Consider the following 20,754-nt stretch of genomic DNA (forward strand, 5'->3'; position numbering starts at 1 on the left):
TAGAATTTAGAGTTGAAAGCCACTATTTAATTGAAACGTCTGTCCGAAGAGGGCGATCGGGCAGACTTATCTATTTAACATAACAGATTTTAGATTAAGGAAGAAGTCAGTTGTTATTGGTTATTGGTTATTGGTTATTTGTAAGTTTTAATGCCCCATGCCCCATGCCCCATGCCCTCTAATCATGTTCTTTCAGAATATTTTGCAGATAACTAGCCACTGCATCCGGCTGTTCCACCATTGCCAAATGGCCACAATCGGGAAGCTGAAGGACATTCTCGCCACAACCTTGGAACATCCAGTGAAAGCTAGCCAAATGCAGCACGTATTTTGGTTCCATAATTTTGTCTTTAGTACCGGCAATAAAATAAACAGGTTGTTTGAGTTGGGAGACAATTTGTGGCAATAGGTGAATCTCAGCTTCTGTGGTGGAATCCAACAAAGCCCCCAAAGCTGCCTCTGGATGAGCTGCCACGAAATCTATTAAGCGCTGCCGTCCCCAGGATCTGCCGATCGAGCGGGCTACAGAATCGCGGGCAAACACGTAATCTGCTAAGGGCAAGCGAGGTAGCCAGCCGGGACGCATTGTCACTAGCTGCTTGCCGACCGCTCGAAACCGCTCGAATTCTTCCTTAAGATAGATGCCGCCCCCTGCATTGATGCAGACAACGCCTTTAACGCGCTCGGAGAATTTGCTGGCTCCCCATAGAGCGATCGTACCGCCGAGAGAGTGTCCCACTAACCAAGCAGAAGATATATCGAGTTTTTCGAGTAAAATTTCCAAATCGCGAGCGTAAGCTACGGGAGTGTAGCAGGAATTTAGCGGTTCGGAACATGGGCGATCGTCGCCGGAGCCCGATTGAGAGTCGCCAAACCCCCGCAAATCGTAGGTAAGGCACTGATAGTTTGGTGCCAAGCGATCAGTCAAAGGTTGCCAGTAGCGACGGCTTAACAGCCAGCCGTGGACAAATACCAGAACCGGCGAAGTTGCAGTCGGAGCCGTCAAATCGTAAGCGTGCCGAACCCCTAGGATGTCGATGGTTGCCATAATTTTATCCTATCCCGAAATCAACACAGAGGTATCAGTAGTTCGATCGGGCGATCGGCTTGGTTTAACTTTCTCCACACTAACGTTTTGACCAAAAACCAGGTGTTCACGCCTAGTCAGTGGTATCCCTAAAATCGCTCGCCTAGCAATCTTTGTCGCACCCCCTCAGCGATTTTCTGCCCCAGATACTCAGGAATTAAACTTTCATTGGGTCCCAACAAGTAGAGAATCAGGCGAGTTCGCCCCCGCCAAACCAACAAATTAGCATTTACTACCAACAAATCCTCTTGCCATATGGCATACATAACTTTGTAAAAAAGTCCAGGTTGATTATCTGCTTCAATCAGCAAAGCTGGCAAGTGGAAAACCGGATCGACGTAGAATTCAGTTGCCACATCTTCCAAACCCGCGTCTAAATTAAATTCCACCGCCAACATCTCTTCAACCTCAAAATGTCCCGCCAATGCCTCTCGAACGGCTCTACAGACATTTTCTGCTGTTTTATCTGCCAGTACCTTGCCACCGCGAGATACTACCAATTTGATAAATACCAGCATGGGCGGGTAAATTTGACCGTACAGACTCAGACTGTGAATTGTCAGTCCGTAGGCCGCGAGCACTCCAAAAATATCGCTCAGTAGAAAAGACTGGTTCCGGTAAGCAAAATGCAGCGCACTTTTATTACCTTCGGCTCGGATTTCGATGACTGCTTGCCGAGTTTTGTAAAGTTGGTAAGCTAATTTGAGGTTTTGCAGTTGGATTTCACTGCTGACAAATTGCTCATAAAACTGCGGAAACGCTCGGTTAAAGCGCTTGAGAAGTTCTAGTGTAGATGGTTTTAAACCCGAAGCCATAATTGAGGAGAAGGTGCGGGAAATATAATAGGTATTGACTCTTCCATGCCTTATGGCAATGGGATTTTCGATTCGACGATTCGACTTAAATTGTGCCCGTCTCCTCACTAAAAGCAAAAGTCAAATCTGTCAGAGAACTTATCACGAGAATGTCACCGTTGCGCCATTCCAGTGGTATTTTCCACCAAGGGTATAAGTTCCGGCGCGTTCGGCGGCACTCAAAAGAAGCATTTCTCAAAATGCCCCTGTCCTGGTTCGGCAACAAATTTTACCTTAAAAGCGGGTTGTCCGGGCACTGGCTAGCAGAACAGTTCTACCAAACTTGACAGAATCAAAAAAGCGCAGACTCAATGTTGGACGACAAATCCCTGTTTTCGGCGTAAGATGAGTGTACCGTAAACTGTTCCTCAAGAGGCTACCGGCAATTGATCCTACGCCGATTGGAGTGGGTTTATCTGTCTGGTTCTCTTTCTCGTCGTCCAACTTCTACTACCTTAACCGCGCCTGCATGGGTTTTTGGAAAAACTTATTTAGTAGTTCTGAGTCTGCCTCTGTACCCCAAACAGCGGATTTTGAGGAAGATGTGGCTGTTGGGTTAGGCGATCCGCTTTCCCCAACGTTTCGCAAACCCGCCAGCGGCAACGCTCGCATCTTTTTCAGTTGCGATCGGGACATTGACCTCTACGAACTCGAAGAACTTTGTAATGCAGTGGGTTGGTCCCGCCGTCCCCTGCGTAAAGTCAAAAAAGCTATTCAGCACAGCTTCCTAGTCGTCTCTATGTGGGAGATGCGGGGCAGCCAGCGACGGCTGGTGGGTTTCGCCAGAGCGACTTCAGACCATGCTTTTAATGCCACGCTTTGGGATGTGGTAGTTCATCCTGACTACCAGGGCAAAGGCATGGGCAAGGCGCTGATGAAATACATCATTAAAAAACTCCGCAGTGAAGATATCAGCAACATTACCTTATTTGCTGACCCTCAAGTGGTGGATTTTTACCGCAATTTGGGCTTTATGTCCGATCCAGAGGGGATTAAAGGTATGTTTTGGTATCCAGATTAGCAAGCAAGGTGCAGGTCGGCGTTGATTTGTTGAGGATATACAATACAATATTGACGCTGTCAACACCGAATGCACCTGTGCGGTGCGGTCAGTGAGGCGTGGATGTATCTCGGCATCAGGGCCGTTATGAAGCTGTGCAAGTATTGTCAGTCGATTTGAGCAGAGCACGATAGGAGCTAGGGAGTGGTATGGGTTTTTGGGTGGGAGCAAACCGCACAACCTAAAAAAAACTTCGCCTTAGCTGCATCGAGAACTAAATATTTAATAAAGCTTGACAAGCAAGCGGTTTTGTGCGTTAATTGTTAGAGGTTAGCTAACTATAACACCGGGATGTAGCGCAGCTTGGTAGCGCGCCTGCTTTGGGAGCAGGATGTCGCAGGTTCAAATCCTGTCATCCCGATCGCACAATGTTAAATAATAGATTGAAGCAGAACTGTCTCTGATGTTTACATTTAGTCAAAATGAAAACAAATTGAGGCAGTTTTTGCTGATCGTGTTAAGTCGCCAGTCTTTGCGTTAATGTGTTTCAGGATCGCTCCTGATGGAAAAAACATGAAATCATTAGTTCGTTTGGGCGCAATATTGGGAATTGTCGGCAGCACTCTGCTGTGCCCCTCCCCAATTGGCAAGATGTCTGCACTGGCACTGCCGGAGCCGCAAATTTTGGAAAAATTGCGATCAGTGCCGGTATTTACGATTACAGACGCTCAGGGTGCGCCCCTCGTCGCTTCTGTTCCCAAGCAGGGTCAGGGTCAAACTGGTAATGCTTCCGTGGCGGGAATTTTCATCAGCCAGAAAGATGCTCAAGCTTTTGTCGATCAACTGAAAACCAGAAATCCTCAGTTGGCGGCCACGGTGCGCGTGATGCCGGTGTCGCTGGGGGAAATTTATCAGATCACTCAAGCAAATAAAGGCAAGCCGGAGGAAGTACAATTTGCTTTCGTTCCGGCTCCGCAGCAGGTGCAGTCGGCTAAAACTGTACTTCAGCAGACTGGTCAACAAGTTAATGAGTTCAACGGTGTACCTCTGTTTTTGGCCAGAGGCGGCGCAGAAAATGGTTATTTGACGATTCAGCGAGGCCAGCAAGAGGTGATTCCCTTGTTTTTTAACAAGGAGGATTTACAGGGCATGGTCGATCGTTTTAAGCAGCAGCAGCCGAACGTGACTGCCACAATTAAGATTGAGGTGGTGAACTTGGAGAGCGTTTTGGAAGCTTTGCGTACTGAGAACGACCCGTTTTTGACCCAAATGATTTTGATTCCGTCGCGGGAGTCGCTGGAATTTGTGCGATCGCTCCAACCTGCCGGTGCGGGCCAAAATCCACAGGTTTCTCCGGCTCCAGCTCGGCCGGCTCCAGCTCCGGCTCCAGCTCGGCCGGCTCGCTAATAGTTAGTCAGCAGTCATTAGTCATCAGTCATCAGTTATTACTCATGAAATAGTAGGTTGGGTTTCTCGACTCAACCTACTATTTACTAATTACTAATTACCAGTTAGCAATTAACAATTACCCCTTCCAAAAAAGTATTATGTTTGTTTCTGGTTTAGAGCTTTGGCAGTGGGTGAATCAAGCTAAAACAGAGGCGATCACCCATGACATTCCCCTAGCAGAAATCGACTGGCTGCTGCAAGAGCTGGCTGGTTTGGATAGGTTGGCTCTGCGTTTGGAGTCGTTTAAAGATTTGCCAAAAATTGAATTAAAGTTGTCTTTATCTGAACTTGCTCAATTGTTGCAGCGGCGCTTACAGGAACGGGTGCCGGTGCAGTATTTAACGGGAGTTGCACATTGGCGGCATTTTTCGCTCAAAGTAACGCCGGCGGTGCTAATTCCCCGTCCTGAAACGGAATTGCTGATCGATTTAACTGTAGAAGCTGTGAAAAGCTATTCAGTTAATCCCCAATCGAATTGGGTAGATTTGGGAACGGGCAGCGGGGCGATCGCGATCGGCTTGGCTTCTGCGTTGACAAATGCTAGGGTTTATGCAGTAGATTGCAGTTCGGAAGCTTTGGCAGTTGCTCGACTGAATGCTGAGAATTTGGGCTTTGAATCGCGAGTTAATTTTTATCAAGGTTTGTGGTGGGAACCGTTAGCATTTCTCAAAGGTCAAGTCAGCGGCATGGTGTCTAACCCCCCTTACATTCCCAGCAGCACGGTGCTGACTCTGGAACCGGAAGTTTTGAAGCACGAACCTCATCTGGCCTTAGACGGTGGTTTTGACGGGTTAGATTGCATCCGGCATTTGGTAGAAACGGCTCCTGATTATTTAGAATCCGGGGGAGTTTGGTTGGTGGAGATGATGGCGGGACAAGCTGAGGCGGTAGCTGATATGCTGCAAAGTCACGGGAGTTACGGTGAAGTTCAGATATTTTCCGATTTAGCAGGAATCGATCGGTTTGCCTTAGCGTATCGACGTTAGGTTTCAAGAATATGTCGTACTTCAAAAATCTAAAATCTAAAATCTAAAATGGCATGACACAAGTTTCGATCGATGCCCTAGTTCAGGGGGCAATTTCTGGCAATCATATCGTCAGTTTTCCTACAGATACTGTACCCGCTTTGGCTGCGCGTCCCGATCGCTCGGAGTTGATTTTTGCAGCTAAACGTCGCAGTCAAGACAAACCGCTGATTTTGATGGCAGCATCGGCGAGGGCCTTGTGGCCTTACGTGCAGGGAAGTCCAGCAGAGTTAAACTTGTGGCAGCAAGTAGCCGAATCCTATTGGCCGGGGGCGTTAACTTTGGTGCTGCCGGCTTCAGCCAAAGTCCCGGCGGCTCTCAATCCCATTGATCGAACTACAATCGGAGTACGAGTGCCTGACTTTCCCCTTGCCCTCAAGATTCTAGAGCAGACAGGCCCTTTGGCTACTACCAGCGCTAATTTATCCGGCCAGCCGCCTCTGGAATCGGTGACAGAAATTGAGGCTCAGTTTCCTGAAGTCTTGACATTAGTTCCTTCGGAATTAGCAACAGCGACAACAGCTTCGAGTTTGCCTTCGACTGTGGCTAAATGGACGGGCAGCGAGTGGGAAATATTGCGACAAGGCGCGATCGAGTTAGAATGCTAAAAGCTAAACTCCAAGGCAAAGCAATATGGCGCCGATCGGCTGGAGCAACTTTATATATTTAGGTATGGGACTGGGGCTGGGTTTGGGAAGCAGTTTGATTTGGCGCCGGCGGCAAAAAAGCTCGCAACAGCCCGAACCTGCACCCAAAGTGCCGCCACCTCCTCAAGAAATTCAGTTAGAGAAGTTTGATGCTCTTTCCGAGCAACTTAAGCAAACTCAATTGGCTTATCAGATGGCATCGGAGATGAGCCAATTTAAGGCGGGTTTTTTGGCTCGAACTTCTCACGAGTTGCGATCACCCCTGAGCACTATGATTGGTACGCTGCAATTAATTCTTTCGGATTTGTGCGACGATCCTGCTGAGGAACGAGAGTTTGTCGAGCAAGCTCACGTCGCCGCACTCAAGCTGGTGAAATTGATAGATGAAATTATCTCTGTTGCTAAAACTGAACACGGCACTGACAGGATGGATATTGAGCCGATTCAGTTAGCTAAGGTTTTTGACGAGGTTGATGATTTAACTTACTTGCAAGCTGCTAATCGCGGCATTCGTTTGGAGATATTGCCGCCTGATCCGGGGATTTATGTATTGGCAGATTTGCCGAGATTTAGGCAAGTTTTAGTTAATTTGGTAGATACTGCTGTTGCTCAGATGGAAGAGGGGAGTATATCTGTGTCTGCCCATGTTTCGCCGGAATCTGGATACGTTCAAATTTGGGTGGACGATCAGCGTTCAGTGAGTGCTTGGAGCGAGTCTTGGGATTTGCTGAAGCACGATTTGGAGTGTGATGTTACCAAGAGCAGCGATAACTCTCAGGTGTCTTCTGGAATGAGGTTATTGATGAATCAGACTCTTTTAAGTTTGATGAGCGGAAAGTTGGAGGTTTTGGCTGTGCCTTCTGAGTCCGAAGAGTGCAATTTTAACCGGACTCAGTGTTCTATTCCTTTGGCAACTTTGTGATGAAGGAAGTTCGGCCACGCGCAATGTACGGGATTTAACGGAGGTGGGGAAGAGGACTAAGGATTTAACAGATTTAACGGAGGTGGGGAAGATGTTAGAGGGAAGATGAAAGAAGGAAATTATTTATAGGGAGTAAGGTGCGCCCTTACGCACCCTACATATTATAGATTTTGATGCCAATCGGGTGATTATTTAAAAATTAGCAGTTAGCAATTCGCCATTGCTAATTTCTAATTCGAGATTCTCTTCTAGAAGCTGATTTTCAAGTACCATGGTGGTGCTAGCGTTTTTCTGAAAACCGATGCGCTCGTAGAAGCTTTGTTTGTAAGTTGTCATCAGGTAAACTCGCTCTACTCGGCACATCCGAGGGTGACTCAAGACGGTTTGCACTAATTTACGGCCGAGTCCTGCACCTTGGTAATCCGGGTGAACGGCGACATCCCAGATGGTAGCTCGATAGATCCCATCTGAGGTGGCTCTGGCAAAGCCGATCGCCCGTGAGCCGTCCCAAACTGTAACAACGGGTTCGCTGTTGGCGATCGCAATTTCCCAATCTTCTATCTTGCGTTCCCTCGCCCAAAAGGCGGCGGCTTTAAATAGTTCTTGGATCTGTGCGATGTCTGCGCGATCGCGACCTATACAAAATTGAATGTGACTGGAATCCCTAGTCGTTGATGTCATGCTCAATCTGCCTTCAAGTTGTATCTAAACTGTGTTACTTTTACTGTTTTACAGGAGTGAAAGTTAATTTTGCTTGGGAACTATCAATGGTTGAATTCCCCATTTACAAAACTATTTTTAGTTATACATATTTTCTAACTAATTTCAGTGATTATTAATACTTTTTGGGCTAAATTCTGTAAAAAAGTCTTTGAGTCAAAATTCCCAACTTATAACTCATACGATTTTAGATTTTAGATTTCAGATTCTAGATGGGGAATGACTGATTTTTTAGGGGGTTTGAAGTTTGTCTACAGAGAAACCGGATTTTTTCTCACGTCTATTTCGTTACAGCCCACCGAAACTGTAAAAACCAGGTTTCGAGGCGTCGTTTATCGGTAAGCGTAAGTGATAGCTAGTGTGTTGCCTAATTGCTCAAAAATCATCTACCGAGAGAGGTATTGACTCCACGAAAACACCCCAAGATTGTGCTGTGGAGTCAATTCTTTAATCTCTAATCTCAAATCAAGTGAATCAGTTTTGCAGCCAGCGGGCGGCGTCTTTGGCGTGATAAGTCAAAATCAAATCAGTACCAGCACGCTTGAATCCTGTCAAAGTTTCCATCACTACTCTTTCTTCATCTATCCAACCGTTGAGGGCGGCGGCTTTTACCATCGCATATTCCCCAGAAACGTTGTAAGCAGCAACTGGCAAATTAGTTGCTTCTTTCACGCGCCAGATGATGTCCATGTAAGCTAAAGCGGGTTTAACCATGAGCATATCTGCGCCTTCGGCAATGTCTAGAGCAATTTCTTTAAGAGCTTCGCGGCCGTTTCCGGGGTCCATTTGATAGGTGCGTCGATCGCCAAATTGCGGAGCAGAATCGGCAGCATCCCGGAATGGGCCATAATAAGCTGAGGCGTATTTGGCCGCGTAAGACATGATGGGAATATCTTCAAATCCAGCGGAGTCCAATCCTTCGCGAATTGCGCCGACAAAACCGTCCATCATTCCCGAAGGTGCGATAATATCTGCACCGGCTTTAGCTTGAGCAACGGCGGTTTTCTTCAGCAATTCTAGTGTCGGATCGTTCAAGACGCGGCCGCTTAAATCTCCGACTTCCAAATAGCCGCAGTGACCGTGACTGGTATATTCGCACAGACAAGTATCGACCATGACGATTAAATCAGGTACGGCTTTTTTAACTGCTTCCGTCGCTTGTTGGACGATGCCACAGTCGTGCCAAGCACCTGTAGCATCTGTGTCTTTATCTGCGGGAATGCCGAATAAAATAATAGCCGGAATGCCGAGGTCGTAGACTTCTTTTGCTTCTTCTACTATTTTGTCTACCGATAGCTGGTAAACTCCGGGCATTGATGTGACTTCTTTAGCAAAAGCTTCCCCCGGTACGGCAAATAGGGGGTAAATTAAATCGCTGGTTGTCAGGATATTTTCGCGTACCATCCGGCGGAGTTGGGGATGGTTGCGGAGGCGGCGGGGGCGGTGAGTTGGAAACATAATGTTTTTTTTACGGTAGATAAAGCCTTGTTTTTGAGGACTCGCGGCGTTTCTTTAAAAGTCTAGAGCTTATTGTTGGCCGATCGCCCTTTACATAAGTAAACTTCTGTAAAACCCGCGATGTCCATTGTTCGTAGTCAGGAATGCCAGTTCTTTCTAGGTTTTCTCGTTTGCAGACTCAGGCCTAACTATGGTTGGATGGGTTGGTACGGATATCTCGCTGGCTTCATACCTATAACCAGGCTGCCCAGAAGCGAGGATAGACTGTAAATTATAAATGTATCGAATAGTAACGGTCTTATGTACAAGCAACTAATTTCAAAGATCAAACCGCTTTTGAAATCACTATTTGCGATCGGTCTGGTACTGACGCTAGCCCTCGGTAACGCTGATGGAGCTCTGGCTGCCCGCAGCGGAGGACGCATCGGGGGCGGATCTTTTAGAGCTCCGGCGCGCAGTTACTCGTCTCCTAGTCGCACTTACGCACCGTCGGGAGGAGGCTACTATCCGGGCGGCGGCTTCGGAGGTGGCTTTGGTTTCCCGTTCTTGCTGCCGTTTTTTGGCTTTGGGGGCGGGTTTGGTGGCCTGTTCTCGATTTTGATTTTTATTTCGATCGCTAATTTCCTCGTCCAAAGCTTCCGCCGCGCCGGGGGCGGAACTGACGAACTCGGCAACAGCGCCGCCACTACCACCGTATCTGTCGCCCGCTTACAAGTTGGTTTGCTAGCAGAGGCCCGCGGTTTGCAAGCCGAACTCGACTCCTTAGCGCAAAAAGCGGATACCGATACAGCGGCAGGTCGTGCTCAAGTGCTGCAAGAATCTACTCTGGCGCTGCTGCGACATCCTGAATACTGGGTTTACGCGGGCGCTGAATCTGTGCAAACTCGCTTGGAGGCAGCCGAAGCTAAGTTTAATCAACTTTCTTTGGCAGAACGCAGCAAATTTACTGAAGAAACGCTTTCAAATTATAACAATCAGCTCCGGCAAGCAGGGAGCAGCAATATCCTGCCAGGTTTGCAAGAAAATGGGGCGCTGGTTGCTTCTGATTTGAATTCAGATCCTGGGGAATTTATTGTGGTGACGGTGATTGTCGGTACTCAAGGCAAATTGCAATTGCCAGCAGTGAAAAACTCTGAAGATTTGCGCCAAGCTTTGCGTCAGATTGGGGGAGTATCGAGCGAGCAGTTGCTGGCGGTTGAGGTGCTGTGGACTCCTCAAGCGAACGGGGACACTCTGACTGCTGACGATATGTTGGCGGGCTATCCTGATTTGCGCTCGATTTAGTGAGCAAGACTGGGCGCGGAGCATTATCTGCCGCGCCCCATCCTGCAGCCAAGCTGGGCGGGTGAGCCCCATTGCTTTTGAGACAGGAATTTCGCGGGAGGTTGGGGAGGTCGATCGAGTTAAAAAAGATTGTTTAACAAATGCTAGTATTGAGAGATCATGCTTCAGCGTGATTCATCTGCTATGGGCAAAGCCTGCCCGATATGGGTTTTGCGAAGAAGTTAGGCAGGATAAAAAAAATGTATTAAGCGAGGGCTGCTTCGGAAGAAGTTGCGATCGCGCGTCATCTAAATTTTATATAAATAAGCAAGCAGCGATCGAGAGCTAAAACTTATGGCCGACAGCAGCAGAAAAAAAGCACTTTTTATTTTGAGCCAGTTAAATAATGACGATATCAACTGGATCGTCCATAAAGGTAAAAAAGAAGTTCTAGAGCCGGGCGGGATTTTGATCCATGAAGGGAGACAGATAGATGCGCTCTACATTGTTTTGAATGGGAGTTTGAGTGTTTTAATCGAGGCTGAGCGGACTAGAGAACTCGCTAAAATAGCCAGCGGAGAACTGGTGGGAGAAGTCTCTTTCATTGACGCTCGCCCTCCTTTGGCAACGGTAAAGGCGATCGAAGAAACTCACTTGCTAGCAATTCCTAGGCGGCAGTTAGTCATCAAACTTCAAAACGATATGGGCTTTGCTTCCCGGTTTTATTATGGAATTTCACTGTGTCTGGCAGACAGGATGCGCGGTACGATCCGACATATAGAATACGGTCGCAATATTGAATTAGAGCAACCAGAATTTGAACGAGAGGATATCAACCCTAACGTCCTGGAAAATTTGGCGCTAGCTGAGGCTAAGTTTAATTGGCTGAGGGAAAATGTTAAACCTTAAGGAATTTTAAGGCGTTTTTAAGCTGGGTCTGAAAACTGGCCGATTGATACGGTCATTGAGAGATGTACGATGTAACTTCTCAACTCAAAAAACAGATGTGCAGAACGAAATAGGGGCGGGTCGTACCGGAAATATCGATCATCTATAATTGCCGAAACTATAAAAACCCGCCCCTGTGCTTTGCCGTTGCAACCTCGCGCGCCCAAATGAAACTACCAACTAGACAATCTAGATAATGCCCGGCCCTTTGCCGCGGGTGTCTGCATCCATTGTCAGTTTTCCTTCTTCGCCTTTTTTATCTTTGATTTCTGCGAGAATTCGAGCGCGTTCTGCAGCTTCGGCTTCTTCTTTTGCTCTCAAATCGCCCGGTTCGTTGATGTACATTTCCGGTTCGACCGCGTAATTGTTAACCAGACCTTCTTTGTCTACTGTATAACCATCTGTAGTGTGAATGCTTTCGTCATCGGTTTGGTCATCAGTTTTTGCACTTTTCTGCTTCCCTTCGGTGGTTGCGTGCATGAAGTTAGCCCCTTCCCGTTCTTGCCGCGCTGCTGTCTCAGCAGGAGTAATGCCCCTGTCGTAGTGGGGGGCTTCCATATTGGCTTCGATTTGTTCGTCGGCCGGTGTTGATTTGCTAACTTCTTTTTTGGGGGGTATTGGTTGGCGATTAGTCATGATTTATTCCTGAGTTATCTTTTCAAAAAGGTCTTTGGCTTATGTTTAAATAATAAGTGTAAGCTAACTCATTAACAAACTATCTTTGGTTATAGTTTGCGAGAAATTGCTGCAATCTCCCATACATTTAGTGAGTCTTCCTCAAGACTGATAAATTTCTCTTTTTATTGAAAAACTCACATTTTTATACTCTTTGACATCTATCTAAAGACAGATAATATCCTTTCAGGTCAATTACCTCTAATCAAGGGGTTTGTAGTGAGGACTTTGGTCTTCAGATTTTTATCATGACTAAAGTCCAATGGCACAGAAAAAGGCTTAATCACTCCCTCCGTTTAGCTTTCAAGACAGAGCGAGGTTCCTGCATTCGAGGATACGGTTTCTGCCTGGGTTTCCAAACACTAGATTCAGAACGCTCAGGTCGAATCGTAAGTAAATTAGTTGCCACCTGTTCCAAAAGTAATTGACGCCATTGTCGCTGTTGGCATTTTCCTGTAGTTGCCAACAGCATCAATAACAGATTCAACTGCTGCCTGGTTGATTGGAATGAGAGTTGAAAAACTGTATTTTCTGACAAAGATACAGCCTGCCACATAATGGTACGTAATCAAGTGTAAGCTAATCAGTATGTCCAGATTTCTTTTCTCACCATCACCGGAGTTTTAGCTGTTAATATCTCCATTTTTAACGTGGTTTTGAGATAGCGTCAATTAACTGCTGCCGACCAACGAAACCCATATAAACAAGTCAACTTTTTAACAGTGTACCGTTTTGTATCCACCAATATTGTCACTACAATGATACGCTCAGCTCTGAAGCCACGGCACTTAATTCGCCATACTTTCCGGACGATGAAACTAGACGGCCATGCCTCGAATTCCTCCAAAGTCATGTGGGTTGGGACAATGTTGGGGCTGATTCCCGACGACTTTTTGAGCGCCAATTCCCAACTTTTTTCCCCGCCATTAAGTCAGTTTTACGGAAATGATTTTTACGGAAAACAGCATCTGCTCCTGGCTGTTTCACCACAAATAAATCGACATAATTATCATAAGCTTGCTATGGCAATATCACATCGTCGGGGACTAAATTTGCATAAATTAAACGGCTGAGCACAATCTCACTGCTCGCCTGCGTCAGCTATGCCAGCGGATACCACAGCCAAGCGTGATCAATCAAAAGAGTACCACTATTTTAGCGATGGTTCATCCACACCCAGCTTTTTGATTGCTGTGTTGCGGATACTCGGCTTGATTAGCAACAGTATGATTCATCAACACTGTTGTCCCATCTAGTACCCGCACCCGTCGTCCACACCATTCTTGTTCTATGGGAACTTGCTTTTCTCTCTTCCTCTGCGACTATGGGTACTAACTGTTGAACGAGTTTATCTGGTAGTCGCTGACGAGCTTTACTGTATGCCCCGGTATCAGAAGAAGGAGGCTGGACTCCGGCGGCACTGAGCCACGTACTCATCCGCTTCACGGCCCCACTTAAACTTTTGTCGGGAGCGAGTACCTGAGATATCATCGCCCACAATGTGACTATCGGTGTGTAGATGCTTTGGTCGTAGGTGATTTTCTTATTCGCTAGAAGCTCTTGGACTAACGAATCTGGCAGCAGCTTCTCCCAAGGTGAGGCAACGCTCGGCAAAAATTGTTGTTTAAGAATGCACGCACGATTTGCCATAATGGAGAGAGATATTTTGGTTGGTCAGGCAATTATGTAGATATTGCCTTACAGATTTTTTGGGGCTCACTTTTTCAGTGCCATTGGGCTAAAGTCCTCACTACGAACCGGATCGATCGCCCTCAAGCGCTAAGCGGAGGAATTTGACCGGGCATGATATCAAGTATCATCAGGTAACGGTGGCAGTAATGCCTCTAATTGCACCCGTAAACCAGGCAAAACACTTGTAACAATATTCCAAATAACTTCTGGTCTCACTTGGTCACAACGGTGAAGTAAAATATTGCGTAAGTTAATCGCATTTCGCCAATCAATTTCGGGATGAAACTGCTGAAACTCGATCAAAACTCTGCGAGCTGCTTCGCCCAAAATCCCCAACTGCCGCTCTACGGCACTTTGCATAAAAACACTTTCCAGGTAAGTGTCGTAAGAAGCATCAGTAGTAAACTGTTGAATCCGACGGATTGCTTGCTCCATGCCCCAAAGTGAAGCACTATCCCGATCGTTCGCTGGCATAAATCACTCGATGCGTTTTCAAAATGTTCGATCGCCGATAGGGATTTTTTAACTGCTTTTTTTCCACCAAATCTAGAGAACGGTGAAATAAATCCTCTATCTCTTCCTGCATACTCAATAAATGAGACAGCGTGAGGCGGTGCGAGCGCTAGTAAGTAACTAATACATCCACATCGCTATCAGGGCGAAAATCATCCCGCAGCACCGAGCCGAACAGGGCAAACTCGACAATGTTCCAGCGCTGGCAAAATTTCGCGATCGCATCTAAAGAAACTTTTAGGCGATCGCTCACTACATATTGTAAATCCGCTTGTAACTCAATCATGGGCGAGTCAACCTCAGACTACAAAATTCAGAGAATCCAAGCATTGCTATAGCAGCCGCTAATTTACCACACTTGAGCATCCCAGACACATTTAAGTTTTCGATGCAAACAAAATTTACTAGACTTACTTATAAGATGAGAGGAGCTAGATTGAGAGGTCATCCTATGTCGCCGATAAAACAACGCCTTCTAGAAGCGATCGAACGGACTCCTGAATCGCTTTTAGAGCAAACCCTGACATTCCTGGAATTTTTGACCAGTCGGACACAGACCGCACTCGCCCCAGACTTCGACTCGGATTTTGACTCAGACACCGACTCCAACGACAAAATCCTCGCTGACCTGAAAGTCTCCCTCCACCAAGCCAAAGCGGGACAAACCTTCCCCATCGATGAGCTCTGGGACGGCATCAATGTCTGAGATGCCAGTCCAACTCAAATTCACGGCACTCTTCAAACGTCGCCTCAAAGGACTCGCTAAAAAGTAGCGCCAAATTCAAACCGATGTTAAGCCCGTCCTCGATCAGATTATCCAAGGAAACTTCATCGCAAACCAGATTACAGGCATCCCATACACCGTTTACAAAGTCCGGGCTAAAAACAGTGATGCCCAAGTTGGTAAGAGCGGTGGCTATCGTTTGATTTATCAAGTTGAATCACCGACCAGGTTGTTTTACACCTGATTTACTCGAAATCAGAACAAGCAAACGTCTCGGCCGAGGAAATCCAAACTGCGATCGCACAATACCACGCAGAACCAGGCGAATAAGACTTTTTTCAAGTCTAAACTTTGGATATCGCCGACATTGATATCAGATATGGCCCAAGTCCCGACCTTCTGGCGGCAGCAGTGTATCTTTGAGAGTTGACACAAATTTTTTAAACTTGTGCTAACTCTTGACTACATACTGACTAGAGTGAAAAATATGCAAAAACGCCAGCAACAAACCAACCAACTTATGAACTTTTCAGAAAAATCAGGGGGCAAAAGTCCCACATCCACAAAAACCAACCCAACAAAGAATCTCGGCGTCGGAGGATTGCGGAAATTACTGCTCGCCGCCGGAATAGCCTCTGTGTGCGCTAGCTGTCAAAATCCTCAAGCACCCACCGCCACAACTCCCGGAGGCAGTCCCGGAACCAGTCCCGCAGCCACTCCCGTCGCAGTCAGCAACCCTGGAGACCCAAATACTGTCAAAATTGTCTCCATGCTGCCGATGACAGGCAGCGCCTTGGGTCAAGCTCAAACAATGGTCAACGGTATCCAACAAGCCCTCGCCGAAACCAACTCGAAAGCTTGCGACGGCAAAATCCAAATCCAATACGAAGTTTACGATGACGCCACCGCCGCCGCCGGCAAATGGGACCCTGCCCAAGTAACGTCCAACTCCAACAAAGCCGTGGCTGACGGTTCGGTAGTTGCCGTCATCGGTCACTATAACTCCGGTGCAGCCAAACTTTCCATTCCCGTGCTCAACCAAGCTAACATCGTCATGATCAGTCCGGCCAACACTTATCCGGGACTGACTAAACCAGGAAAAGGCGAAGCCAAAGAACCCAACGTTTATTATCCCGCTGGCACTCGTAATTTCACCCGCGTTGTCCCCGCTGACGACCTTCAAGGTGCTGTAGCTGGCAACTGGGCGAAATCTTTGGGCGTGCAAAAAGTCTACATTCTCGACGACCAAGAACTCTACGGTAAAGGCATCGCTGATGTTTTTGAAGCAACTTCTAAAAAGTTGGGAATTCAAGTCCTCGGAAGAGAGGGAATTGATATTAAAGCTAGCGACTATAAGGCGTTAATGAATAAAATCAAAGCTTTAAATCCCGACATGATTTACCTTGGAGGCACTACTCAAAGCAATGCGGGACAAATAATTAAAGACATGAGAAATGTCGGAATGACGCCTGATGCAGTTAAGTTCATGGGGCCCGACGGCATTAAAGAGCAAGCTTTAATTGACGCGGCAGGTAAAGATGCCGAAGGAGTTTACGCTACTTTTGGTGGCTTGCCTCCTCAAGAATTGACTGGTGCAGGTGCGAAGTGGTACACAAGTTACAAGGCAAAATATAATGCTGAACCGGAAGCTTATGCAGCTTACGCCTATGAAGCTGCTAAAGTTGCGATCGGCGCAATTAATAAAGTTTGCAAAAATGACCGCGCTGCTATCCGCGAGGCTGTCTTGGCAACTAAAGACTTTAACGGGGTACTCGGCACTTGGAGTTTTGACACCAACGGCGACACGAGCTTGACTACAATGTCAGGAAATGTTGTTAAAGGTGGCAAGTGGGAGTTCGTGAATGCGCTCAAGACGGAATAATTAGTCAGTTGTCAGTTGTCAGTTGACTGTTGTCAGTAGTGATTTTAACTGGTTCCTAGGCTCTGCTTAGGAACCAATGTAACTCTTGGTCTGCTGGGCTTTCCGATCCGAAAAATTGGAGGTAGAGCCTCCGAATCCGCGTTTCTAATATCTGCCTAGAAACGAGTAGAGTGAATGTTCCTAATGCCCAATGCCCAATTCCCAATTACTCAAAAACATGAAGAACTGGAAAAGTATTCTCTTATATCTAGGTGTAGTTTATATAGTTTTGCTATTAGGCCCGATCGCAGGATTTGATTTGCCAAAAATTTTAGGAGAAATAGCCAGCAGTCCTGAAGTTTTGATTCAACAATTGTTAGTGGGTTTGGTGAACGGGGCGCTGATTGCAATTATTGCCTTGGGTTACACTATGGTTTATGGCATTATTGAGTTAATCAATTTTGCTCACGGCGATTTGTATATGTTGGGTGCTTTTGCTTCCCTAACCGTATTCGGGGCTTTTGGGATTCAAGATGGCGCACCTTTAGGTATTGCTATACCAGTGATGTTAGTCGCTTTAATTGTATGTTCGGTGTTTTGTGCTGGACTGAATGTTGTTGTCGAAAAGTATGCTTATCGACCTTTGCGAAATGCTCCCCGTTTGGCTCCTTTAATTTCAGCAATTGGAGTTTCTTTTATTTTCCAAAATATGGGTCTGTTTTGGGGAGGATTGAAAGCTTTTATTCCAGTGATGGGTTCTAATTCGGCGGCTCCGAAAAGCTTTCCCGATTTGTTGCCGCGAGTTGATATTCTAAAGTTTTTGGGAATTCAAACGAGTATTGTATTTACTACGAAAGATTTAATTGTGTTGGTAGTGGCTGTGGTATTGATGGTTTTGCTTCATGTTTTTGTCCAGTACACTCGTCTGGGAAAGGCGATGCGGGCAACGGCTCAAAGCCGCGATGCTGCTAAAATTATGGGGATTAATGTAGATCAGATTATTGCTTTGACTTTTTTGATTGGGGGAGCTTTGGCGGGTTCGGCTGGGATTCTGGTTGGTTTGTACAACAATACTATTGTTTTTACGATGGGGTTTACGGCGGGTTTGAGGGCTTTTACGGCGGCGGTTTTGGGGGGGATTGGCAATATTGTCGGGGCGATGTTGGGAGGTGTTTTGATTGGGTTGCTTTCGTCTTTGAGCGATCAGTATTTGTCGAGTCGCTGGACTAATGCTTGGGTATTTGGGGTTTTGGTGGTGATTTTGGCTTTTCGACCGGGCGGTTTGTTGGGCGAGAATGTTCAGGAGAAGGTTTGAAGTTGCAGGGTTAAAATAAGGGCAAGAGACATTTAAGTATATCTAAAAAAACATCGCACCCAGACCCCCGACTTCTTTAAGAAATTGGGGAACTAAAAGCGATCGCATTTTACATTTTAGGTTATTTTACGTTTTAAATATTCCCTGGTTTGAGCCAGCCAAAAACTTCGCCTAAAGTCAACTGCATTTCCGGCATAAAATTGGGCATCGGAAGTATATCTGTTGGTTCTTGCAAGGAAATAGGCTGCTGCCTTGCGGGATAGGCTAAAATGTTTTTTTCATCCGGATCGAGCAACCAACCCATCTGACAACCGGCATTCAAACAGTGCAAAATATTGTTTGTGACTTTGGTTTGGCTTTGGGCTGGGGACAAAATTTCTATTGTCCAGTCTGGGTAAGCATTAAATGTATTGGCAATTTCGCCGTCAGCGTCTAGGGGAATGCGATTCCAAACAAAAATGGCGACATCGGGAACAATAGAACGTCCGCCAAAGGTGCAGCGAAGTTCTGGTAGGGCTAGGGCAATTTGCGGTTTCTCTGCGATGTCGTTGGTGACTGTTACGAGTCTGCCTTGTAGTTTGCTGTGTTTTCCTTGTGGCATAGGTTTTTGTACGATCGCACCTTTGATGTATTCGCTAGCCGGTTTGGTTTCTGGGAGTTGCAAAAACTCGTCCAGGGTGATAGTTTTTTGAGGTGCTTGTACCATATGGCGATCGCCCGTTTGAAGTGTGTTGGGGTAACAGTTCCAGTATATTTGAAGTTTCGTCACTTTTGGTGCAATAATCTAACTCAAAAGACTCTAAACTGTAGCTAGCCCGATCAACCGTTTCCACGATAAGCAGTCGATCGCATTCATTGAGACCGAATTTGGCACGACCCGCGTCAGTCGCATTTATAACTGCGATTCCTAGCATTCTTTCATCTAACTACTGACTGCTGACTAATAACTAATGACTAATGACTAATAACTTCTTCCTATGTCAAACAAGATAATTAAAGCAATTAAATCGAGCGGTATTTTAGGGGCGATCGCCTCTTTGACGGTTTTGTTATTCGGCGGTTGGAGCGGCACCGTAATCGGCTGGCTGATGGGTACGGCGGCGGGCTTTATGAGCTGTCGGGAGCAGAAGGTTTACAGCCCGAAAATGGGTGCGATTATCGGCAGTTTAGCGGGATTGGGATTGGGAGTTTGGCTGTTAGCTGCGAGTGTGGTAGAAGGGGTTTTGATTAGACCTTTTTCGGGGCAATCTGCTGTGGCTTTGCCGACTACTCTGCTCTACGGAATTTGCAGTTTGACGATCGCAATTTTGACAGCTACGTTAATGGGTGCTTTGCAGGGTTTGCAGGGGGAACGCCAGCGGCTGGCAACTCTGGTGACATTAGCTTTTATTCTAATTCTGTTTCCGTTTATCGACATTCAGGCTCAGACTGGCTGGATTGCTACTGTAGTACAGATTCAAATCTTTATTATGTTGGCGCTGGGTTTGAATATTACTGTGGGTTTTGCGGGTTTGTTGGATTTGGGATATGCGGCATTTTTTGCGATCGGCGCTTACACAACGGCTTTGCTATCTTCTGGGCAGTTAAATATTGCTTGGAATTTTTGGGTGGTATTGCCGATCGCGGCCGGTGTAGCTGCGATCGCGGGTGTAATCCTGGGTATTCCCACACTGCGGCTCAAGGGCGATTATTTGGCGATTGTTACCCTCGGTTTTGGCGAAATTATCCCGGTTGTCTTTAGGAATTTAACCGCGATTCGCATCGACGAACCAGTCTCGAAGATTGTTGCGGCTGTGTTGGGTAAACCTGAGTTGGTGCTGTGTCTGGTTGGGTGTGATCGACCTTTTAACCTCACCGGCGGCGAAGCGGGAATAAACCCGATCGGGCGTCCATCTCTTCCCATTATCGGCACTTTCAGCACCGGCAACTACTTTCCCTGGTACTACCTAATTTTGCTGCTAGTTGTCTTCGCTTACTTCATGATTTCGCGGCTGCGAGATTCCCGTTTGGGCAGGGCGTGGAATGCGATGCGCGAAGATGAGTTAGCGGCTAGTGCGATGGGGATTAACCTGGTCAAAACCAAACTTTCGGCTTTTGCGATGGGAGCGACGTTTTCGGGCTTTGCAGGCGCGTTTTACGCCGCCTATATCAGCGCAATTTTTCCCAGCGTGTTCGATTTCTCGGTGTCGGTAATCATCCTGTGTATGGTGATTTTAGGCGGTTTGGGCAACATGACCGGGGTGATTTTGGGCGCTATCATTATCATGTCTGCCGATCGGCTTTATCTACCACAATTAGCCCAAGTCCTCAAGGGTTTTCTGAATACTTTTGTACTCCCCAGGATTGCAATTCCCCAGTTGCGAGACTTTCTGGCAACCAGTTTAGACCCGATTCAAATGCGCTTATTCCTATTTGGCCTAACTCTTGTTGTCATGATGCTCGTGCGGCCGGAGGGACTGATTCCTGATAAAATACACCAAGCTGAACTGCATTCTGATGGTGAAGCGAGCAATGAGTCTTTAGCAGATGCGAGAAGTTAATAACTAGGTAAGGGCAAAAAACATAGTATTTTGTAAATTGGTTTAGCTAAAAATCTAGGAT

Annotated in this window: 20 protein-coding genes, 1 tRNA gene and 1 pseudogene; 12 read left to right on the forward strand and 10 right to left on the reverse strand. The window is 46.6% G+C overall.

Features of this window, described 5'->3' with window-relative positions:
* Positions 1–178: 178 nt before the first annotated feature.
* Positions 179–1,048 carry an alpha/beta hydrolase gene (locus QUA24_RS10595; protein WP_333229443.1) on the reverse strand — a complete coding sequence of 290 codons (870 nt, stop codon included), beginning with the start codon at positions 1,046–1,048 and terminating at the stop codon, positions 179–181.
* Positions 1,049–1,176: 128 nt separating this feature from the next.
* Positions 1,177–1,902, reverse strand: a complete 726-nt coding sequence (locus QUA24_RS10600; protein WP_006631881.1) for a hypothetical protein — start codon at positions 1,900–1,902, stop codon at positions 1,177–1,179.
* Positions 1,903–2,410: 508 nt separating this feature from the next.
* Here QUA24_RS10600 and QUA24_RS10605 point away from each other — a divergent pair.
* The 6 genes from QUA24_RS10605 (at position 2,411) to QUA24_RS10630 (ending at position 6,984) form a co-directional block, all read left to right on the forward strand.
* Positions 2,411–2,962, forward strand: a complete 552-nt coding sequence (locus tag QUA24_RS10605) for a GNAT family N-acetyltransferase (RefSeq protein WP_172187348.1) — start codon at positions 2,411–2,413, stop codon at positions 2,960–2,962.
* 326 nt (positions 2,963–3,288) lie between these two features.
* Positions 3,289–3,362: transfer RNA gene (locus QUA24_RS10610), tRNA-Pro, on the forward strand.
* Positions 3,363–3,514: 152 nt separating this feature from the next.
* A complete protein-coding gene (locus QUA24_RS10615) occupies positions 3,515–4,348 on the forward strand; it encodes a Tic22 family protein (RefSeq protein WP_333163035.1) in 834 nt (277 codons plus the stop codon).
* 140 nt (positions 4,349–4,488) lie between these two features.
* Positions 4,489–5,376: a peptide chain release factor N(5)-glutamine methyltransferase gene (gene prmC / locus QUA24_RS10620; protein WP_333163033.1), complete on the forward strand. Its 888-nt coding sequence runs from the start codon at positions 4,489–4,491 to the stop codon at positions 5,374–5,376.
* A 53-nt stretch (positions 5,377–5,429) separates the two neighbouring features.
* A complete protein-coding gene (locus QUA24_RS10625) occupies positions 5,430–6,023 on the forward strand; it encodes an L-threonylcarbamoyladenylate synthase (protein WP_333229445.1) in 594 nt (197 codons plus the stop codon).
* A 25-nt stretch (positions 6,024–6,048) separates the two neighbouring features.
* Positions 6,049–6,984 carry a HAMP domain-containing sensor histidine kinase gene (locus QUA24_RS10630; RefSeq protein ID WP_333229447.1) on the forward strand — a complete coding sequence of 312 codons (936 nt, stop codon included), beginning with the start codon at positions 6,049–6,051 and terminating at the stop codon, positions 6,982–6,984.
* 192 nt (positions 6,985–7,176) lie between these two features.
* Here QUA24_RS10630 and QUA24_RS10635 read toward each other — a convergent pair whose 3' ends face one another.
* Complete coding sequence (locus tag QUA24_RS10635; protein WP_333229449.1) at positions 7,177–7,665, reverse strand: GNAT family N-acetyltransferase; 489 nt, start codon at positions 7,663–7,665, stop codon at positions 7,177–7,179.
* A gap of 513 nt (positions 7,666–8,178) precedes the next feature.
* Positions 8,179–9,162, reverse strand: coding sequence for a porphobilinogen synthase (gene hemB / locus QUA24_RS10640; protein WP_333068624.1), 984 nt, complete (start codon positions 9,160–9,162; stop codon positions 8,179–8,181).
* A gap of 300 nt (positions 9,163–9,462) precedes the next feature.
* Between hemB and QUA24_RS10645 the strand changes: the two genes are divergently transcribed.
* Both QUA24_RS10645 and QUA24_RS10650 read left to right on the forward strand, forming a co-directional pair.
* Complete coding sequence (locus QUA24_RS10645) at positions 9,463–10,446, forward strand: DUF1517 domain-containing protein (protein WP_333229451.1); 984 nt, start codon at positions 9,463–9,465, stop codon at positions 10,444–10,446.
* A 333-nt stretch (positions 10,447–10,779) separates the two neighbouring features.
* Positions 10,780–11,334, forward strand: a complete 555-nt coding sequence (locus QUA24_RS10650) for a cyclic nucleotide-binding domain-containing protein (protein WP_333229454.1) — start codon at positions 10,780–10,782, stop codon at positions 11,332–11,334.
* 228 nt (positions 11,335–11,562) lie between these two features.
* Here QUA24_RS10650 and QUA24_RS10655 read toward each other — a convergent pair whose 3' ends face one another.
* From QUA24_RS10655 to QUA24_RS10675, 5 genes and pseudogenes are all read right to left on the reverse strand, one after another.
* Positions 11,563–12,009, reverse strand: a complete 447-nt coding sequence (locus QUA24_RS10655) for a hypothetical protein (protein WP_333229456.1) — start codon at positions 12,007–12,009, stop codon at positions 11,563–11,565.
* Positions 12,010–12,331: 322 nt separating this feature from the next.
* Positions 12,332–13,698: pseudogene (locus QUA24_RS10660) on the reverse strand (IS4 family transposase).
* A 159-nt stretch (positions 13,699–13,857) separates the two neighbouring features.
* Positions 13,858–14,214 (reverse strand): HepT-like ribonuclease domain-containing protein, encoded by a 357-nt coding sequence (locus QUA24_RS10665; RefSeq protein ID WP_333229458.1) that lies wholly within the window; start codon positions 14,212–14,214, stop codon positions 13,858–13,860.
* A complete protein-coding gene (locus QUA24_RS10670) occupies positions 14,192–14,326 on the reverse strand; it encodes a hypothetical protein (RefSeq protein ID WP_333229460.1) in 135 nt (44 codons plus the stop codon). The genes QUA24_RS10665 and QUA24_RS10670 overlap by 23 nt, the downstream gene beginning before the upstream one ends.
* A gap of 36 nt (positions 14,327–14,362) precedes the next feature.
* A complete protein-coding gene (locus tag QUA24_RS10675) occupies positions 14,363–14,539 on the reverse strand; it encodes a nucleotidyltransferase domain-containing protein (protein ID WP_333229462.1) in 177 nt (58 codons plus the stop codon).
* A 165-nt stretch (positions 14,540–14,704) separates the two neighbouring features.
* Here QUA24_RS10675 and QUA24_RS10680 point away from each other — a divergent pair, with 165 nt between their 5' ends.
* From QUA24_RS10680 to QUA24_RS10690, 3 genes are all read left to right on the forward strand, one after another.
* Positions 14,705–14,959 carry a hypothetical protein gene (locus QUA24_RS10680; protein ID WP_333229464.1) on the forward strand — a complete coding sequence of 85 codons (255 nt, stop codon included), beginning with the start codon at positions 14,705–14,707 and terminating at the stop codon, positions 14,957–14,959.
* A 505-nt stretch (positions 14,960–15,464) separates the two neighbouring features.
* A complete protein-coding gene (locus QUA24_RS10685) occupies positions 15,465–16,859 on the forward strand; it encodes a branched-chain amino acid ABC transporter substrate-binding protein (RefSeq protein ID WP_333229466.1) in 1,395 nt (464 codons plus the stop codon).
* Positions 16,860–17,049: 190 nt separating this feature from the next.
* Positions 17,050–18,153, forward strand: a complete 1,104-nt coding sequence (locus QUA24_RS10690; RefSeq protein WP_333229468.1) for a branched-chain amino acid ABC transporter permease — start codon at positions 17,050–17,052, stop codon at positions 18,151–18,153.
* Between the two features lie 133 nt (positions 18,154–18,286).
* Here QUA24_RS10690 and QUA24_RS10695 read toward each other — a convergent pair whose 3' ends face one another.
* Positions 18,287–18,859: a Uma2 family endonuclease gene (locus tag QUA24_RS10695; protein ID WP_333210680.1), complete on the reverse strand. Its 573-nt coding sequence runs from the start codon at positions 18,857–18,859 to the stop codon at positions 18,287–18,289.
* Positions 18,860–19,130: 271 nt separating this feature from the next.
* On the opposite strand from QUA24_RS10695, the gene QUA24_RS10700 reads away from it, so the two are divergent.
* Positions 19,131–20,693 carry an ABC transporter permease subunit gene (locus QUA24_RS10700; protein WP_333229471.1) on the forward strand — a complete coding sequence of 521 codons (1,563 nt, stop codon included), beginning with the start codon at positions 19,131–19,133 and terminating at the stop codon, positions 20,691–20,693.
* Positions 20,694–20,754 lie beyond the last annotated feature (61 nt).

Source organism: Microcoleus sp. Pol12B5, from assembly GCF_036701335.1.
Lineage (GTDB): Bacteria > Cyanobacteriota > Cyanobacteriia > Cyanobacteriales > Microcoleaceae > Microcoleus.

Excerpts from the sequence above, each read along its gene's own strand:
- QUA24_RS10665 (WP_333229458.1), bottom strand. The coding sequence starts at position 14,214 with ATGCCAGCGAACGATCGGGATAGTGCTTCACTTTGGGGCATGGAGCAA.
- QUA24_RS10700 (WP_333229471.1), top strand. The coding sequence starts at position 19,131 with ATGTCAAACAAGATAATTAAAGCAATTAAATCGAGCGGTATTTTAGGG.
- QUA24_RS10670 (WP_333229460.1), bottom strand. The coding sequence starts at position 14,326 with ATGCAGGAAGAGATAGAGGATTTATTTCACCGTTCTCTAGATTTGGTG.
- QUA24_RS10625 (WP_333229445.1), top strand. The coding sequence starts at position 5,430 with ATGACACAAGTTTCGATCGATGCCCTAGTTCAGGGGGCAATTTCTGGC.
- QUA24_RS10690 (WP_333229468.1), top strand. The coding sequence starts at position 17,050 with ATGCCCAATTCCCAATTACTCAAAAACATGAAGAACTGGAAAAGTATT.
- QUA24_RS10655 (WP_333229456.1), bottom strand. The coding sequence starts at position 12,009 with ATGACTAATCGCCAACCAATACCCCCCAAAAAAGAAGTTAGCAAATCA.
- QUA24_RS10650 (WP_333229454.1), top strand. The coding sequence starts at position 10,780 with ATGGCCGACAGCAGCAGAAAAAAAGCACTTTTTATTTTGAGCCAGTTA.
- QUA24_RS10605 (WP_172187348.1), top strand. The coding sequence starts at position 2,411 with ATGGGTTTTTGGAAAAACTTATTTAGTAGTTCTGAGTCTGCCTCTGTA.
- QUA24_RS10695 (WP_333210680.1), bottom strand. The coding sequence starts at position 18,859 with ATGGTACAAGCACCTCAAAAAACTATCACCCTGGACGAGTTTTTGCAA.
- QUA24_RS10685 (WP_333229466.1), top strand. The coding sequence starts at position 15,465 with ATGCAAAAACGCCAGCAACAAACCAACCAACTTATGAACTTTTCAGAA.
- QUA24_RS10600 (WP_006631881.1), bottom strand. The coding sequence starts at position 1,902 with ATGGCTTCGGGTTTAAAACCATCTACACTAGAACTTCTCAAGCGCTTT.
- QUA24_RS10680 (WP_333229464.1), top strand. The coding sequence starts at position 14,705 with ATGTCGCCGATAAAACAACGCCTTCTAGAAGCGATCGAACGGACTCCT.
- QUA24_RS10615 (WP_333163035.1), top strand. The coding sequence starts at position 3,515 with ATGAAATCATTAGTTCGTTTGGGCGCAATATTGGGAATTGTCGGCAGC.
- hemB (WP_333068624.1), bottom strand. The coding sequence starts at position 9,162 with ATGTTTCCAACTCACCGCCCCCGCCGCCTCCGCAACCATCCCCAACTC.
- QUA24_RS10645 (WP_333229451.1), top strand. The coding sequence starts at position 9,463 with ATGTACAAGCAACTAATTTCAAAGATCAAACCGCTTTTGAAATCACTA.
- QUA24_RS10675 (WP_333229462.1), bottom strand. The coding sequence starts at position 14,539 with ATGATTGAGTTACAAGCGGATTTACAATATGTAGTGAGCGATCGCCTA.
- QUA24_RS10630 (WP_333229447.1), top strand. The coding sequence starts at position 6,049 with ATGGCGCCGATCGGCTGGAGCAACTTTATATATTTAGGTATGGGACTG.
- QUA24_RS10635 (WP_333229449.1), bottom strand. The coding sequence starts at position 7,665 with ATGACATCAACGACTAGGGATTCCAGTCACATTCAATTTTGTATAGGT.
- prmC (WP_333163033.1), top strand. The coding sequence starts at position 4,489 with ATGTTTGTTTCTGGTTTAGAGCTTTGGCAGTGGGTGAATCAAGCTAAA.
- QUA24_RS10595 (WP_333229443.1), bottom strand. The coding sequence starts at position 1,048 with ATGGCAACCATCGACATCCTAGGGGTTCGGCACGCTTACGATTTGACG.